This is a genomic window from Mucilaginibacter sp. MD40, from assembly GCF_002288635.1.
GTDB lineage: Bacteria > Bacteroidota > Bacteroidia > Sphingobacteriales > Sphingobacteriaceae > Mucilaginibacter.
In genome coordinates this window covers 4,086,720-4,102,655 of record NZ_NRSW01000001.1, presented here as the reverse complement: position 1 = coordinate 4,102,655, position 15,936 = coordinate 4,086,720, and the positions used below count along the sequence as shown (strand labels likewise).

General features: G+C 40.8%; 15 protein-coding genes. All 15 read left to right on the top strand.

Annotation, left to right across the window (positions count from 1 at the left end):
• Positions 1-62 precede the first annotated feature (62 nt).
• The 15 genes from CKK33_RS18435 to CKK33_RS19765 all read left to right on the top strand — a co-directional run bounded on the left by CKK33_RS18435 (position 63) and on the right by CKK33_RS19765 (position 15,585).
• A complete protein-coding gene (locus CKK33_RS18435) occupies positions 63-1,829 on the top strand; it encodes a TonB-dependent receptor domain-containing protein (protein ID WP_143822998.1) in 1,767 nt (588 codons plus the stop codon).
• A gap of 21 nt (positions 1,830-1,850) precedes the next feature.
• A complete protein-coding gene (locus CKK33_RS18430) occupies positions 1,851-2,948 on the top strand; it encodes a multicopper oxidase domain-containing protein (RefSeq protein ID WP_095705523.1) in 1,098 nt (365 codons plus the stop codon).
• Between the two features lie 261 nt (positions 2,949-3,209).
• Positions 3,210-3,932: a methyltransferase domain-containing protein gene (locus CKK33_RS18425; RefSeq protein WP_095705522.1), complete on the top strand. Its 723-nt coding sequence runs from the start codon at positions 3,210-3,212 to the stop codon at positions 3,930-3,932.
• 162 nt (positions 3,933-4,094) lie between these two features.
• Positions 4,095-5,345, top strand: coding sequence for a hypothetical protein (locus CKK33_RS18420; protein ID WP_095705521.1), 1,251 nt, complete (start codon positions 4,095-4,097; stop codon positions 5,343-5,345).
• Positions 5,346-5,436: 91 nt separating this feature from the next.
• On the top strand, positions 5,437-5,865 hold the full coding sequence (locus CKK33_RS18415) for a hypothetical protein (RefSeq protein ID WP_095705520.1): 429 nt from the start codon (positions 5,437-5,439) through the stop codon (positions 5,863-5,865).
• Positions 5,866-5,940: 75 nt separating this feature from the next.
• A complete protein-coding gene (locus CKK33_RS18410) occupies positions 5,941-6,441 on the top strand; it encodes a DUF3347 domain-containing protein (protein WP_095705519.1) in 501 nt (166 codons plus the stop codon).
• Between the two features lie 84 nt (positions 6,442-6,525).
• Entirely contained in the window at positions 6,526-7,131 is a 606-nt protein-coding gene (locus CKK33_RS18405) for a DUF3347 domain-containing protein (RefSeq protein WP_095705518.1), read from the top strand.
• Between the two features lie 4 nt (positions 7,132-7,135).
• Complete coding sequence (locus CKK33_RS18400) at positions 7,136-7,597, top strand: heme-binding domain-containing protein (RefSeq protein ID WP_095705517.1); 462 nt, start codon at positions 7,136-7,138, stop codon at positions 7,595-7,597.
• Between the two features lie 61 nt (positions 7,598-7,658).
• Entirely contained in the window at positions 7,659-10,469 is a 2,811-nt protein-coding gene (locus tag CKK33_RS18395) for a multicopper oxidase domain-containing protein (RefSeq protein ID WP_095705516.1), read from the top strand.
• A 357-nt stretch (positions 10,470-10,826) separates the two neighbouring features.
• Positions 10,827-11,402 (top strand): TlpA disulfide reductase family protein, encoded by a 576-nt coding sequence (locus CKK33_RS18390; protein ID WP_095705515.1) that lies wholly within the window; start codon positions 10,827-10,829, stop codon positions 11,400-11,402.
• A 7-nt stretch (positions 11,403-11,409) separates the two neighbouring features.
• The gene (locus CKK33_RS18385; protein ID WP_233138262.1) at positions 11,410-13,515 is read left to right on the top strand and encodes a heavy metal translocating P-type ATPase; all 2,106 of its coding nucleotides are present in this window, start codon (positions 11,410-11,412) and stop codon (positions 13,513-13,515) included.
• Positions 13,516-13,541: 26 nt separating this feature from the next.
• A complete protein-coding gene (locus CKK33_RS18380; protein WP_095705514.1) occupies positions 13,542-14,045 on the top strand; it encodes a GNAT family N-acetyltransferase in 504 nt (167 codons plus the stop codon).
• Between the two features lie 15 nt (positions 14,046-14,060).
• On the top strand, positions 14,061-14,489 hold the full coding sequence (locus tag CKK33_RS18375) for a hypothetical protein (protein ID WP_095705513.1): 429 nt from the start codon (positions 14,061-14,063) through the stop codon (positions 14,487-14,489).
• Positions 14,486-15,136, top strand: coding sequence for a c-type cytochrome (locus CKK33_RS18370; protein WP_095705512.1), 651 nt, complete (start codon positions 14,486-14,488; stop codon positions 15,134-15,136). Before CKK33_RS18375 ends, CKK33_RS18370 begins: the two co-directional genes overlap by 4 nt.
• A gap of 263 nt (positions 15,137-15,399) precedes the next feature.
• Positions 15,400-15,585 (top strand): hypothetical protein, encoded by a 186-nt coding sequence (locus CKK33_RS19765; RefSeq protein WP_095705511.1) that lies wholly within the window; start codon positions 15,400-15,402, stop codon positions 15,583-15,585.
• Positions 15,586-15,936 lie beyond the last annotated feature (351 nt).

Sequence of the window (15,936 nt, the reverse complement as noted above, 5' to 3'; positions counted from 1 at the left end):
ACACAAGACAGAACGGCTATAATGTAGCCGCGGATATTTATGGCTATCCGGAGGCTTATTACTTGCCTCCTTTAGAAGCTGTAGAACGGATAGAGGTTACGAGAGGCGCTTCGTCTTTGCAATTTGGGCCGCAATTCGGCGGAGTGATCAATTATATCACCAAACAGGGAGTAAAAGACAAACCACTGGAGATCAATGTTCAGGAGACCGGCGGAAGCTTCGGATTATTTAATGCATTTACCTCCGCAGGGGGTACTATCGGGAAATTTAATTATTATGGATTTATCCAATATAAAAATATACAAGGCTGGCGGCCAAATTCCGAAGTACAGCAGGTTTCAGGCCTTGCAGGTGTTAATTACCAGGCTAATGCCAAGCTAAAAGTAGGACTAGAATATTCAATTTTGAGAAACCGTATCCAAATGCCGGGTGGTTTCGATGATATGCAATTCAATTTTGACAGCCGGGCATCTTACCGTGCCAGGAACTGGCTGCGCAGTCCGTGGAATATCTTTGCTGCAACCGGGGAATATAAATTTACGGGTCATACCGCCCTGTACCTAAAATCTTCCGTCTTGTTAAGTGCCCGCGACCTTGTTTGGAAAAATGAGGATGGCGGGCCCGGCGAGTTAGACAGCATCAGTCCGATAACCAATAATTATGTAAACCGTGAAGTCCAAAGGGAGCGGTTTACAAACTGGACGACCGAGGTACGCTTATTGCATACTTATCAATTATTTAAACAAGAAAATATACTCGCAGCAGGAATCAGGGTGTTCACCGGTAAAATGAAAAGGCAAGGCGGCGGAGAAGGAACGACAGGTAGCGATTTTGACCTCACCTTATTAGATCCAAGATATGAATATGATCTTGATTTTACCACTTTAAATATCGCCCCATTTGTTGAAAACACCTTTAAGCTCAGCGAAAGATTTAACATAACACCAGGACTTCGTTACGAATATATCAATTCCACGGCGAAAGGCTATGTTACAGACGGAAATGATGTGCTGACTTCTGATCGGTCTAAAAGCAGGTATATAGCCTTGTTCGGAATAGGTCTTCAATATAAAACCACCAATAGCACCAATATTTATGGTAATATCTCTCAGGCTTACCGACCGGTAACTTACGACCAGCTTACGCCATTTGCAAGTACCGCGGTTATAGACCCCAATATGAAAGACGCTGACGGTTATAACACTGATCTGGGCTGGCGCGGGTCGGTCAAAAGCTATTTTAATTTTGATGTTAGCGGTTTTTATTTGCGCTACAATAACCGGATTGGGATCATACAAAAAACAGATACGCAGGGAAATGAATATACCTTGCGCACTAACGTGGCCAATAGCGTTCACCGGGGACTGGAAACTTATCTAGAGTTGAATGTGACCAGGGCCTTCTTCCCCGGTACTACTTTTGGCAAGATCAGTTTTTTTAATTCTTTTTCTTTTGTAGATGCGCGCTATACGACAGGCGAATTTAAAGACAAGTATGTCGAGTACGCCCCGCGGACCATTAACCGGTTGGGTATCACTTATGCGTACAAACCATTTTCTACGACCTTTTTAATCAGTAACACGGCGAAATCTTATGCTGATGCCACTAATGCCTTAACCAGTACTGATCCCGCTGTAGGCCTGATTCCTGCCTATCAGGTATTAGACTGGTCCGGCAAATTGACCCTGTATCGCTATAGTTTTAAGTTCGGTGTAAATAATCTTGCGGACAAGCGATATTTTACCATTCGCACGAATGAATATCCGGGGCCGGGAATTATCCCTGCCATAGGCAGAAGTTTCTACTTTGGGATCGGCGCAAAATTTTAGTCATTTATTAAACAATTATATATGTTATTTCAAAAAATACTCCCTAAACTCAATATATCCGTCCTTTTGCTTTTTATTGCGTTCTTTGCAGCCTGCAAAAAAGATAAGGATATTTTAACGACCTCAACTTTAAACAGCCCGATAATCTTTCGTACCTATTATATTGCTGCCGAAGAAGTGGAATGGGATTATGCGCCGACGGGCTTGAACCAAATCACCGGGAATGTATTTGGCAGTAAAGAAAATACCTATCTTCAAAACGATACAGACCGTATAGGTAAAAAGAATATCAAAGCCATTTACCGGGAATACACTGATGCAACTTTCACAAGACTGAAACCACAGGAATCAGTAGACATGGGGCTGCTCGGGCCCGTAATCCGGGCGGAAGTTGGTGATAGTATTAAAGTTGTCTTTAAAAACAAAGCTTCTTTTCCTTTTAGTATCCATCCGCACGGGGTGCTTTATGATCGCAATAATGAAGGGATTACAGGAGTTTCACCAGGCGCAACTTTTACCTATCAGTGGGCAGTCAGCGAAAATTCCGGTCCTGCCATGAGCGATGGCTCATCGGTTGGATGGATATACCACTCGCATGTCATGGAAGAAGATAATAAAGATATTTATGCTGGCCTCGTCGGTGCTATTGTGATCTACCGAAAGGGTTATCTCGATTACAATAAACCTAAAGATATGAACAAGGAGAAATTTGCCTTATTTATGATCATGGACGAAAATAATAGCCTTTATTTACCAGCTAACAAAGCCAGGTATACACAAAACCGCGTCAATGATGACGATGCTGATTTTCAGGAAAGCAACTTAAAGCATTCGGTAAATGGGCTGATGTATGGGAACTGTAAGTTTACGGGTATCAAAACAGATGATAAAGTGCGCTGGTATGTGATGGACCTCGGAAATGAGTTGGATAATCATACCGCGCATTGGCACGGCAATACCGTGACGGTGACCGGTAGCCGTACGGACGTATTATACCTCGGCCCTGCTAATTTAACTACTGCTGATATGATAGCAAATAACACCGGCAGCTGGCAGTTTCATTGTCATGTCAATGACCATATAGCGGCTGGAATGATTGCGACGTATGAAGTAAATTAAATGATCCCTGAAAACGATAAGATCAATACAATAATAGGTCCGAAAAAACGTATATACCCATATAAATCATGAAAAAGATTAAAAGCGGCCTTATTTGGCTTTTTAAATTCTTCTTTATAAAAAAATGCTGTCGTTAAGCTTAAAAGCAAGCGCACCACTACTCATATTTAGAAGCAACGTTATCTATTATTTTTGCGTATATGCTAATTGAAGTCCTTATTTGTAGGGGCTCAATATAACGGGATAAGATGATGAGCATGTATGATGATTAATAATATAGATCATGATCCCGATTTTGAAAAGGCTTATGTCGTTTTGCGACAAAAGGAAAAGAGAACCTATTCTGATTTTCAGGTATCGTTGCTACCCGATATCGAACCCGGTCATGTTCATTTTAAAGAATGGAAGATCAGAAAAAAATCCTGCGATAGATTGATCAATTATCTTAAAAAAAAGAGGAAACCCTTAAAGATTTTAGAGGTTGGTTGCGGCAATGGTTGGCTTTCTGCAAAATTAACCGACATCCCGCAAACTGAAATCATTGGATTAGATCTGAACAAAAGCGAAATCAACCAGGCGATAAACGTTTTCAATAAGACAAATTTAAAATTTATTCATGATAGCTTTCCATCTGAAAGCTTAACAGGACTTAAATTCGATATTATCTTATTTTCCGCTTCTGTACAATATTTTGCTTGCTTTGAGCGTGTCATAACCGAGGCGCTAAAACATTTAAATGATCGTGGTGAAATACATATCACAGATACCCATTTTTATGAGGCTGAAGAACTCACAGAGGCCATGAATAGGTCGAAAATGTATTTCGAAGGATTAGGTCTTCCCGAAATGGCCAATCATTATCATCGTCATGCAATAAGTGATTTTGTAGTATTCAACCATAGGATCTTAGCAAATCCGAAGCGGCCATTCAACAGGATAATCAGGAAAATAAATTTTTACTGGATAGTTATAAAGAAGGATTGATCCGTAATCCCAAAAAGCTATAAAACAGGCTTTAGCAAGTTGGATCACAAAATAATACAATTAACACTTACCTTAGTTAACCAGCCTTCATCGCCCTAAAGATTTAGCAATGATTAGAATCAATAAAAGAGTTCTGTTATCTTAGCCCTATTAATCCTAAACATGAGCGAACATTTACAATCCATCATTGCCCAGTACAAGAATGATCAGGAATCCGTCTATAATACCTGGTTCATCAATAATGAAGAACGATTAAAAGCCTTTCGTTCTATCCGTAGGGGGGTGTTGCAGGTTATCGATGATATCAAGACCAAACGTTTCGGCAACGATTTTAAGGGAACATCGCTTGAGTTTGTTTTGAGTTGCATTACGGAACAAAAACAAGTCTTTGAGGGCGCTTCTCATCCGTTTTATTGGAAACCTAAATTAAGAATTCCGGATATTTATGAGAACCAGGCAAATAAGATTGCTTTCGGACAATTCCTGGAAAACTGCATCAACGCAAAAAATGAAGCCCAAATCATACGGGAAATTGAAAAGCTGGATGCTTTGAAGATAAAAGGTTTAGGACCTGCAGTTGCGAGCATTCTCTATTTTTTACATCCAACCTGGATACCGCCTTTTAACACCGCAATCATAAACGGGTTTAATTACCTGTTTAAAGACAAAAAGAAATTAGGCAGCTGGAGCGAATACCTCAAGATCAGGGAGGTTATAATGGATATGAACCGTAAATATTGTAATGAACTTTCCTTAGACACCGGTGCATTCGCTGGTTTACTTTTCGAGATAGGCACCCAAAAATTACTGTTAGGTAAGGACGAATATTTATCCGAAACTGAACGTACCCGGCTGGAAAAATTAATTGAAAAGCGGCATAGGGACAAAAAGGCAGAAACAGAAGATGAACATTTACATAACGAAATGCAATATCGCCTTTTAAAGATCGGGTACTCATTAGGCTATGATGTAATAGCCGCATCTAATGACCGTTCCAAATCATGGGACGGGAATAAATTTACTTTTATTTCCCTGGAAGAATTCCCGCGAATGGATCTTGAAAAAGAAATATTGAATACAGTCAAACTTATTGATGTTTTGTGGTTCGCTAAAGGCACAGCCAAGGTAATTGCCGCTTTTGAAGTCGAAAAGAGTACGAGTATTTATTCGGGGATACTACGATTGACTGATTTGAACTGTAGTGTACAGGACGGTGGTGAAGTGTTATATTTGGTTGTCCCTGATCTTCGGGAAAAGGATGTCATTATGCAGCTTTCGAGGCCCTCTATCCGTAAAGGGAACATGCAAATGGGCTATATTTGTTTTTCTGACCTGCGACAATATTGTGATGCAATCTGCAAATTAGGTGAAGATCATCATAGCATGAAAAAGATAGCAAAATGCGTTTGTTGATTGCGATATCCTTAACCATGGATAATTGTGTAATTTTTTTACTAAATTATGTAAACATTTATAAAAATAGTTATGTAGATTTGTTCGGAAAATGAAAAGTAAGGCTCTATTTCTTTTAATTGTTTTTTTACTGAACGCGGTTGCCGGGTTCAGTTGTGCGCTCCATATGAATGTGGAAGGCATGGGGAAAAGCATATTGCATGAAGAGAGTTCACACGCGGCCCATCACGATCACATGAAAATGATGCCCCCTCAACGGCCGAAAAGTGACAGTCCACAATTTGAATCAAAAGCGGACCCTTGCTGTCAGGGAATGTCCAATAATTTTGCGGTACTTGCCAAGCTTGTTCCACAACCTGAGAAGGTTCATATCCAAATTCCATTTATCTCTGCAGGATTATATTACGGTTTCCGTTCGCTACCCGCATATGATTTGGATATACCTTTTAATTACCTGATACCTCAAAAGCGGCCTCCGACGAGGGGCATCCGGCTCATCATCCAGAGTTTTCAAATTTGATTTTTTTAATTTTAGTTGCTTGTTGACATGGTTAGTCATGCCTCAAATGTTTATTAAAAATTAATTAAAATCAAAATGAAAAAAATATTTCTTTTAGTTGCATTAGCTGCAGCTACTTTTACCCAAAGTTTCGCTCAAAATAGTGCAAAGCCATCTGCACTTGGTCCTTTATTGTCTTCTTATTACGATGTTAAGAACGATTTGATCAAATCTAACAGCACCGATGCAGCGACGCATGCTGCTGACTTTCTCAAAGCGGTTAATGCTGTTGATATGAAATCATTGCCAGCAACTGATATGAACGCCTTTATGTCATTCCAAGACAAGTTAGCGTTCGATGCCAAGCATATATCTGAAAGCAAAGACATCGCGCATCAGCGCGAGCATTTCGCTAACTTCTCTTCCAACTTCTTTAAATTGGCCAAGGCTGTAAAACTGACCGATCAGGCAGTTTATTATGACTATTGCCCAATGAAGAAAAGTTATTGGTTGTCTGCAGATGCCACGATCAAAAATCCTTATTTCGGCAGCCAGATGCTTACCTGCGGTAAAGTCACTGAAACCCTGAATAAATAAATCAATTAACTTCCATTATTTAATTATCATACCCCGCGGGTCGTTATACTGCGCGGGGTGTGATTTACTTTCCAATATAATCACATGAAAAATCTAATTATCATTTCGGCCATCGGCCTGGCTTCTCTATCTATTGTAGCCTGTAATAATAACACCAAAAAAGCGTCTGCGGATGCCACCAAAGATACTACTGCTTCGACAACAACAGCTTCTACCACTTCTTCTACAGCCAAATCTGGAGTCGATGCCAAAACCTCGGCTTCCGTAAAGGAAATGGTCGCAAATTATTTACAGTTGAAAAACGCACTGACTAACGACAACAGTAACGATGCAGCTACTGCGGGTAAAACTTTATCGGAAGGTTTTGTTAAACTCGACAAGTCTGTATTGACCGCAGACCAAAAAAAGGCGTACACAGACATAGCTGATGACGCGAAGGAAATGGCGGAGCATATCGGTATAAGCGGCGGCAAATTACCGCATCAGCGCGAACACTTTGATATGCTGAGCAAGGACATGTATGATCTGGTAAAATTATTTGGACCCAGTCTGCCGCTATATGTAGACCGTTGCCCGATGTTTAATGATAAAAAAGGTGCGATCTGGTTAAGCGAAACAAAAGAGATTAAAAATCCCTACCTGGGCTCTGCCATGCCTACCTGTGGTTCGATCAAAGAAGAATTAAAATAAAAATATGAAGCGTAAAGTTTTAATTGGGCTGGGTGTCGTCATTATTGTATTTATTATAATTCAGTTTATACCCGGGCAATTCAACCAGAGTAAACAGGCTTCAGCGAACAATATCGCTGAGGTATATAGTATGCCGCAGGACGTAAAGGCGATTCTTAAGAAAGACTGTTATGATTGCCACAGCAATAACACCAATTATCCCTTTTACGCGCATTTGCAGCCGATGCGGCTTATGCTGGACAGGCATGTCCGTAATGGCAAGGATGAATTAAACTTCGATGAATTTGCAACCTATTCGGAAAGGAAGAAAAGAAGCAAGTTGCGGGCAATCAGCACAAGTTTAGATGAAGGAACCATGCCCTTACCTTCCTACTTGCTGATACACGGTGACGCTAAACTTACTTCAAAAGATAAAATGTTAATCAAAAGTTGGATCAGGAGCGCCAGCGAAGCGGGTAACGAATAAATAACCGGTCAGTTTCGGAAGGGCTGACCGGCTACATAGTACTAAAATAAGAAATGTAAAGATGAAAAAAATATTAATAATTGTGGTAATGCTTTTTTTGAAGCAGCTTGTATTTGCCCAAACCGATATGCAAAATATGGCTGGCATGCAAAAAACACAGCCGGTTACCTATACATGCCCGATGCACCCGGAAATTCACGCTTCCAAGCCTGGTAATTGCCCAAAATGCGGTATGAAACTGGTCAAAGAAAAAGTCAAAGCTGTTTCAAAAAAAACTCCCGGGAAACAACCGACCATGAAGGATCCTGCAAAAAAAGCAGATGATATGGACGGAATGAAAATGGGTGAAGAAAAACCGAAGGCAGCTACTGAAAAGTCTGGGGATATGACGATGCCAATGAAAGGCACCGAAAAGAAAACGGATAATATGGGTGGAATGAAAATGGGTGATAGCGATGCTGCTGCCGCTGATATAAAAAGTGCCAAGGCCAATTTAGGGCCTATAAAAACAATCAATGCTATTTCACCACCGCGTACGGTCCGGTATGACTTATATATTAAAGACACTACGGTCATGCTTGGAAAAAAACCAAAGCGCGCCATTGCCGTAAATGGTCAGATTCCGATGCCGACCCTTACATTTACGGAAGGTGACACCGCAGAGATCTGGGTACATAATGAGCTAAATGAGGAAACTTCGCTGCATTGGCATGGACTCTTTTTACCAAATCGCTATGATGGTGTACCTTTTCTTACCCAAATGCCAATTAAGCCTCATACAAAGTACCTTTATAAGTTCCCCATCATTCAGCACGGCACACACTGGTACCACAGCCATTCTGGCTTGCAGGAACAAATCGGTATGTATGGCGCTTTTATTATGAATAAAAGGCAGGAATGGGATATTCCGACGATCCCGGTGGTACTGAGCGACTGGATTGATATGAATCCCAAGGAAGTAAATCGAAGCCTTCATAACCAGACAGACTGGTTTGGGATCAGAAAAAATACTATACAAAGCTATTCTGAGGCTATAAAGACCGGCCACTTGAAAACAAAACTTGCGAATGAATGGAAACGTATGCTGGCAATGGATGTAAGCGATGTAGCTTATGATTCATTTTTAATAAATGGAAAGAATCAAAGCAGCCGGCCAGAGTTTAAGGCTGGCGATAAAGTGAGACTTCGGATTGCCAACGGCGGGGCATCTTCTTATTTCTGGCTAAAGTATGCAGGTGGTAAGATAACCGTAGTAGCTACTGATGGTAATGACGTAGAGCCGGTAGAAGTAGACAGATTGCTGATCGCCGTATCTGAAACATATGATGTTGTGGTGACCATCCCCGATAATAAAAGCTATGAATTTTTGGTGACGCCGGAGGATCGTACTAAATCAGCCTCTCTTTGGCTCGGTAGCGGGCAAAAAGTACCTGCGGGAAAAATGCCCACGTTGAAATATTTTGCCGGTATGAAAATGATGAATGAAATGATGGATATGAAGGGGAATATGGTAAAAATGGATGGTATGGAGATGGCCAACCAAACCATGGATATGAATACAGTAATGTATCCCGAAATAACCGGTTACGAGAAGGATGACAAAACCAAAGGGTCCAAAGGCGAAAATGGAACGGGCAGCAGCGGCATAACCGGGGAAAACGCTGACAGGAAAGATATGGATATGAAGCGCGGCAAAAGCGAAGCGCCTCGCGCAGACAGCACCACAAGCAAAACGAAAGCAGGCAAGACTGATGAGAAGGGCGAAATGAAAAATATGGGTGACATGCACATGGACAATACTAGCAGCGACATCGTAACCCTAAATTATGCCATGTTAAAAGCACCGGAAAAGACGACGCTCCGCCCGGGGCCTTTGAAAACACTATACTTTGAACTTACCGGAAACATGAACCGGTATGTCTGGAGCATTAATAACAAGGTGGTTTCGGAAACCGATAAAATTTTAATAAAGAAAGGCGAAAATGTGCGCATAGTGTTATATAATAATACAATGATGCGCCACCCAATGCACCTGCATGGACATGATTTCCGCTTACTGAACGGACAGGGGGAATATGCCATCATGAAAAATGTGATAGATATTATGCCGATGGAACGTGACACCATAGAATTTGCCGCAACTGAACCTGGAGGTGACTGGTTTTTCCATTGCCATATTCTATATCACATGATGAGTGGAATGGGGCGTGTATTTAGCTATCAGGACACACTAATCGATAAAACAGATATTACCAGCGCGAAAGTAGCTAAACGGGGCTTAAATTCTGATGATCGGCACTACCATTCGATGGCGAGAATAGGATTGGAAAGTTCCGGCAGCGACGGTATGGCTATGCTGTCCAATACGCGTAATACCATCGCAACGGCATGGCATCTGGGCATTCGACCCGAGATGGGCGAAGAAAGCGAAACGACAATTGGACGGTACCTGGGCAGGATGCAGTGGTGGAGGCCTTTCATTGGTTTTGATTATCACTACAAAAAAGAAGGGCCCAATGGCGAACAAATCATGAGAGGAATTATGGGACGTAACATCTTCGGCAACGACAAGCGCAACTTGCTTGGTCAGGTGAGCAATAAAGACAACCGCAGCACTATGACCGCAGGTATTCAGTATTTATTGCCGATGAATGTTATATCTGAATTTCGTGCTGATCTGGATGGTAAATTACGCTTTCAATTTAGCCGGGAGGATATTCCATTAACGCCACGACTTCGAAGTAATTTTATGATCAATACAGACAAGGAGTATGCCCTGGGGCTGCGTTATATTGTCACAAAATACTTTAATCTGTCTACTCATTATGATAGCGATATGGGATTGGGCGCTGGTTTAACAGTAACTTATTAATTTATCAAATGCCGGCTCATGAGCCGGCATTTTTTATTGCCGGCATGAATTTCACGGAAACGTGCTACATATTGATGTTTTTGTTCAACGGCCAGTTTTATTGAATAGTCGGTTATCTATAACTAGTACCAAATTATGGGCAACCGACTGCAAAGTGCAGGAAATAGTTAAGTACGCATCACATTAAAAGACATCTGCACCAACAGTTTATAAAAGACGAACAGTCAAATGATGAAATGGAAGTAGTTATAAGAATGCTGTTAACTCACAAAAGGCTTTGCCGTTCACTATGGTTACTTAAAATGTAGCCATCCAATACTGGGCAAGAAATAAAAATGTTAAGAAAATAACTAAACAATGAGCCATCAAACATCGATCACACAAAGGAAAGCCTGTAAAATCATACCTATCGGCTTATTTTTAATATTAACGGCTTCATTTAATGTTTCGGCTAGCCCTTTTTATTTATATAAAAACAGTCTTTCGGTATTTCCATTTAAAATTTCTTCTGTAGAAAAAGATGTACCATCCTTTATCCTGAAAGACAAAAATGGTAAAAGAATAAAATTAACCGAATTAAAGGGGAAAATCTTACTTATTAATTTCTGGGCTACTTGGTGTGCGCCTTGCAGAGAAGAAATGCCCGGTTTGGATAAACTGTACAGGCATTTCAAGGACGATAAAAACGTAATTTTTATCACAGTGGATATGGACCATAATCTACAAAAGTCTCTGGCTTTTATGAGTAGCAATAGATTGATGCTCCCTGTTTACGTGGCAGAGAGCCGGATTCCTGCGGATTTTATAGGCGATGCGATCCCTACAACAGTCATTTTAGATCAATCTGGAAAAATTGTTTTCAAACAGGAAGGGGGATTAGATTTTAACGATGAAAATTTTATCAAATATTTAAAGAGTTTAATAACAAAATAAGTAGATAATGAAAGACACTCACAAAGATCATCCCGGAGATATGAATAACATATCATCACCCCATGAACATAAAAAACAAGCCACGGGGGCAGCAGTAAACAGCGGGCATATGGGGCACGGCAAGAACGATGCTCAAGCCCGAATGGGAATGACAGGCCATGATCATCATGCAATGATGATCGCTGATTTTAAAAAGCGGTTTTATGCAGTGATGTTATTGACCATTCCAGTGATGTTGCTTTCTATGCAGATCCAGCAATGGCTGCACCTTAATCTTCAGTTCACTGGTTCGGGTTATCTGCTGTTCGGCCTGTCAACCGTCGTATTTATCTATGGCGGATGGCCGTTTTTAACCGGCTGGATGAGTGAGCTGAAAGCGAAGAATCCGGGCATGATGACCCTGATCGGCTTTGCGATTACCGTGGCTTATGTTTACAGCGCAGCGACCGTGTTTGGTTTGAAAGGAATGGATTTCTTTTGGGAACTGACCACCCTGATCCTGATCATGCTCCTTGGCCATTGGATTGAAATGCGTTCTGTTGCCGGAGCTTCCAGGGAACTGGAGTTGCTAGTACAGTTGATGCCTGCCGAAGCGCATTTGATTGATGGAAAAAATACGACCGAAATTAAAACAGATAGTTTAAAAACTGGCGACCTGATCCTGATCAAACCGGGAGAAAAAATCCCGGCTGACGGCATCATTGAAGATGGGGAAAGCTACCTCAATGAATCTATGTTAACCGGCGAATCTACTCCGGTGCAAAAATCAAAAGGACAGGATGTAATCGCAGGTTCTGTAAATGGCAACGGCTCGCTCCGGGTAAAGGTTACGCATAGCGGTGAAGATTCTTATTTGTCAAAAGTTATTACGCTGGTTAAAAATGCGCAGGATGCCAAATCCAATACACAGCTATTAGCTGATAAAGCGGCAAAATGGCTAACCATTATTGCGTTGATCGCAGGTATAGGTACGTTTGCCTTTTGGTTAGCGAATGGTAAAGACCTGGCCTTTGCAATGGAAAGAATGGTTACGGTGATCGTGATCTGCTGTCCTCATGCGTTGGGGCTTGCCGTTCCGCTGGTAGTCGCCAAATCGACATCTCTTTCAGCCAAGCATGGCCTGTTGATCAAAAACAGGACAGCATTTGAAAATTCCCGTAAGATCAGCACGATTGTTTTTGATAAAACAGGGACTCTCACGGTAGGGAAATTTGAAGTGGCCAGGGTGGTTGTGATCGACCATCAAAGCAAGGACCATCAAAAATGGGAAAACGAACTACTGCGTATCGTTGCCGCGCTGGAGCAAAACTCGGAGCACCCTATTGCCACAGGAATCCTCGCTGAGATCAAAAAGCGTTCCCTGGATGTTCCGGAAGCGAAAGACTTTCAGGCGATCACCGGTAAAGGTGTGGAAGCAATGGTCGAGGGTAAACATCTGAAAGTGATCAGCCCAGGCTATCTGAAAGGAAAGAATATCGCTCTACCGGAGGGATTCGAGGCCAACGGAAGCGAAACGGTGGTCTTCGTTATGATCAATGACGTTTTATACGGCTATATAGCTTTATCAGATACGATACGCCCTGAATCGGCCGAGGCTATACAAACCCTGCATTACAACGGGATCAAATCACTGCTTTTAACCGGCGATAATAAACAAGTAGCCGAAAGTGTAAGTAACCAGTTAAAAATGGATGGATTTTTTGCCGAAGTTTTGCCCCATCAAAAATTAGATAAAATCAAGGAACTACAGCAAAAAGGCGAGTTTGTGGCCATGACCGGAGACGGCGTTAATGATGCCCCTGCCCTGGCACAGGCAGATATTGGCATTGCGGTGGGCTCCGGCAGTGATATTGCGGCAGAAACCGCCGGAATCGTTTTGGTAAACAGCAATCCGAAGGATATTGTTAGTTTGATCTTGTTTGGTAAAGCCACTTACCGGAAAATGATTCAAAACCTAGCCTGGGCGACCGGTTATAATGTGGTTGCCCTGCCTCTCGCCGCCGGTGTGCTGTATAACCAGGGTATTGTATTAAGCCCGGCAGCTGGGGCTGTATTAATGACCGTTAGCACGGTTGTAGTAGCCATTAATGCAAGCTTATTAAAAGTAAAATAGTTATAAATTAATAATAGAATGATGGCATGGATTATTCAATTTACATCAGGCCTTTGCTGATTAGCGATGCGGAAAATAATTTAAAGTGGAGTATTGATCCAGAGCTGTGGAAATTAACCGGGGAAAATCCGGAAAAATACATATCGATGGATTTAGAAGCTGCCTGGTTATCTTATGTGCTGCAGAATACAACAGATAAATGTTTTGCCATATGCTTGAATTTTCCTGATCATCATATTGGAAATATCGAGCTAACGAATATTTCAGATGAAGAGGCCCGATGCAATGTCCTTATCGGAGAAAAACTATTTTGGGGTAAAGGAATAGCGGGTAGGGCCTTATCCTTGGTTAGCAACTATGCCTTCTCCTATCTCAAATTAAAACGTCTCTACACAAAAATTTACAGTGAAAATAAGCCTGCGCTTTCAGTTTTTAAAAATTGTGGATTTATCCAAATCGGATTAGCAGAAAATAATTTTATAAAGCTTACGCTCGATTTAGAAGATCATGATGTTAAATTATCTCATTAACCATTTGCTAAAAAAATGATAAAATTTTTTAATTTATTTAAAGAATCGAAAGCTGAACCGCAGGTCGACATAGATTTTTTTTCTTCATGTTATCGTCGTTATCAGAATAAACAAATTGTAATAAGCCCCCAATCGGACGCCTCAGGCTTTCATACGGAAAATACAGTCATCAGGGTCAAAACTAACATGCCAACAAATCCGGGATATAGTGTTTTCGTTAAGAAGTCTGACGAGAATATTACCGGGGATACATCTGTCATGCCAATTCCTATGAGCATTATGCATTCCAACAAATATATTACTGTTTTAAAAGGTTTTGGGGTTCACCCGAGCGGAAGTAAATATTCAGATTATGGATTGACAGTGCGGCGGACCGATCAGAGAATTGAAAAAATAATTTTTCATCTGCACGACAGGGATGTTAATATCGAGTTTAGTAAATGAAAGCGGAAATAGTAAGCGCTATATCACCCGCCTCCTTTAAACCATTAAAAGCTATTGCTATGAGTTCAGATCAATTCACCCGTAGATTACTAATCATTAACTTAATTCTGCTATCGGCTATACAATTTGCGGTTGCGCAGGATCCAGTCAAAGGTAAGGCATTATTCACAGCCAACAACTGTGGCACCTGTCATAAAATAGATGAACAAATGGTGGGGCCGGCCCTAGGGCCAATGGTGACAATGGGTCATAAAGAAGATTATCTGATTAGTTGGATACAAAACAATCAGGCCCTGATTGAAAAAAAGAATCCAGAGGCATTGGAGATTTATAATAAATTTAATCAGCAGCCGATGCCGGTGTTCAGTAACCTGACCAATAAGGACGTTAAGGATATCATTTCTTATATAAGAAGCGAGTGGAAAACCATGCAACCTGTAAACAATGATATGCAGAGTAATGGAAAATCTGTTGGGCGAAAATCGTCTGCAGACAATACCTGGCCAATTATTGGATTAGTTATTACGTTGATTATTGCCTTTCTCATTATTGTTATCTTAAACAAGACAATAGCCCGGCTGGAAGGCCTATTGCTCAACAGGAAAAAAATATTACCCAAAAAACAATTTTCAAAAAAGAAAAGATAGCAGGAATTGCCAATCAAACACTTTAAAAATTTGTCCGTTGGTCGATTTGCATTTGTAAGTTCTGTATTACCAAAAACCGCATATTCATTGTACATTGGGGGATTCGCTTTTAGCACGCAAAAGGAGCGAGTGAGGTATGCGGTCTGATAACAATTGTTAAAGCCAGTTAACGCGATTAATTGCAGTTTGATCCATAGCATTTCAAATATTGGAATGACTATTGTGTGTAAACGTGAGTACCTTAATAACAAATTAAAAATACCATGAAAAATTTTTGTTGTATAATTGCTTTAGCTGCAATCTCATTTGGCAGCGTCTACGCGGAACCAAACATAAACTCAGCTGTGAAAGTTGACGTATTGCAAACCCATAAGAAAAAAGTTCTTCATAAGAAGAAAAAGCCAATGAAAATGAAAAAAGGAACCTCAATGGGTAAAATGAAAATGTAAATTTAACTTAGTTTTAAACGCCCCGGCTTACGGGGCGTTATTATATCTAACAGGCTATTTCAAGAGTTTTTCAATTTTTTTCAACTTGGCCAAATTAATCTGATTCTGATCTTTGGTTGCTGCCTTAATATTTTAGCTAGTTAGTTGTTGTTGATGTCAAAAATAGTTAGTTGCGGCCCGTTTAAAAGCATTACATGGCTTTGGATTATCTCAATTGTTTAATTAAATATTAAATATAGTGTATTGGCAGTTAGCATGGCCGACTGCGCGTGAACAACTGTCTTTTCATAAAAGTTCGCTTTGTACAAACTTTTTACTGTAGTGCGTGTTAATATTAATAGTTCTTTATCT

Coding starts and splice junctions, on each gene's coding strand:
- CKK33_RS18415 (WP_095705520.1), top strand. CDS start 5,437: ATGAAAAGTAAGGCTCTATTTCTTTTAATTGTTTTTTTACTGAACGCG.
- CKK33_RS18370 (WP_095705512.1), top strand. CDS start 14,486: ATGAAAGCGGAAATAGTAAGCGCTATATCACCCGCCTCCTTTAAACCA.
- CKK33_RS18390 (WP_095705515.1), top strand. CDS start 10,827: ATGAGCCATCAAACATCGATCACACAAAGGAAAGCCTGTAAAATCATA.
- CKK33_RS18410 (WP_095705519.1), top strand. CDS start 5,941: ATGAAAAAAATATTTCTTTTAGTTGCATTAGCTGCAGCTACTTTTACC.
- CKK33_RS18375 (WP_095705513.1), top strand. CDS start 14,061: ATGATAAAATTTTTTAATTTATTTAAAGAATCGAAAGCTGAACCGCAG.
- CKK33_RS19765 (WP_095705511.1), top strand. CDS start 15,400: ATGAAAAATTTTTGTTGTATAATTGCTTTAGCTGCAATCTCATTTGGC.
- CKK33_RS18380 (WP_095705514.1), top strand. CDS start 13,542: ATGGATTATTCAATTTACATCAGGCCTTTGCTGATTAGCGATGCGGAA.
- CKK33_RS18400 (WP_095705517.1), top strand. CDS start 7,136: ATGAAGCGTAAAGTTTTAATTGGGCTGGGTGTCGTCATTATTGTATTT.
- CKK33_RS18420 (WP_095705521.1), top strand. CDS start 4,095: ATGAGCGAACATTTACAATCCATCATTGCCCAGTACAAGAATGATCAG.
- CKK33_RS18425 (WP_095705522.1), top strand. CDS start 3,210: ATGATGATTAATAATATAGATCATGATCCCGATTTTGAAAAGGCTTAT.
- CKK33_RS18395 (WP_095705516.1), top strand. CDS start 7,659: ATGAAAAAAATATTAATAATTGTGGTAATGCTTTTTTTGAAGCAGCTT.
- CKK33_RS18385 (WP_233138262.1), top strand. CDS start 11,410: ATGAAAGACACTCACAAAGATCATCCCGGAGATATGAATAACATATCA.
- CKK33_RS18405 (WP_095705518.1), top strand. CDS start 6,526: ATGAAAAATCTAATTATCATTTCGGCCATCGGCCTGGCTTCTCTATCT.
- CKK33_RS18430 (WP_095705523.1), top strand. CDS start 1,851: ATGTTATTTCAAAAAATACTCCCTAAACTCAATATATCCGTCCTTTTG.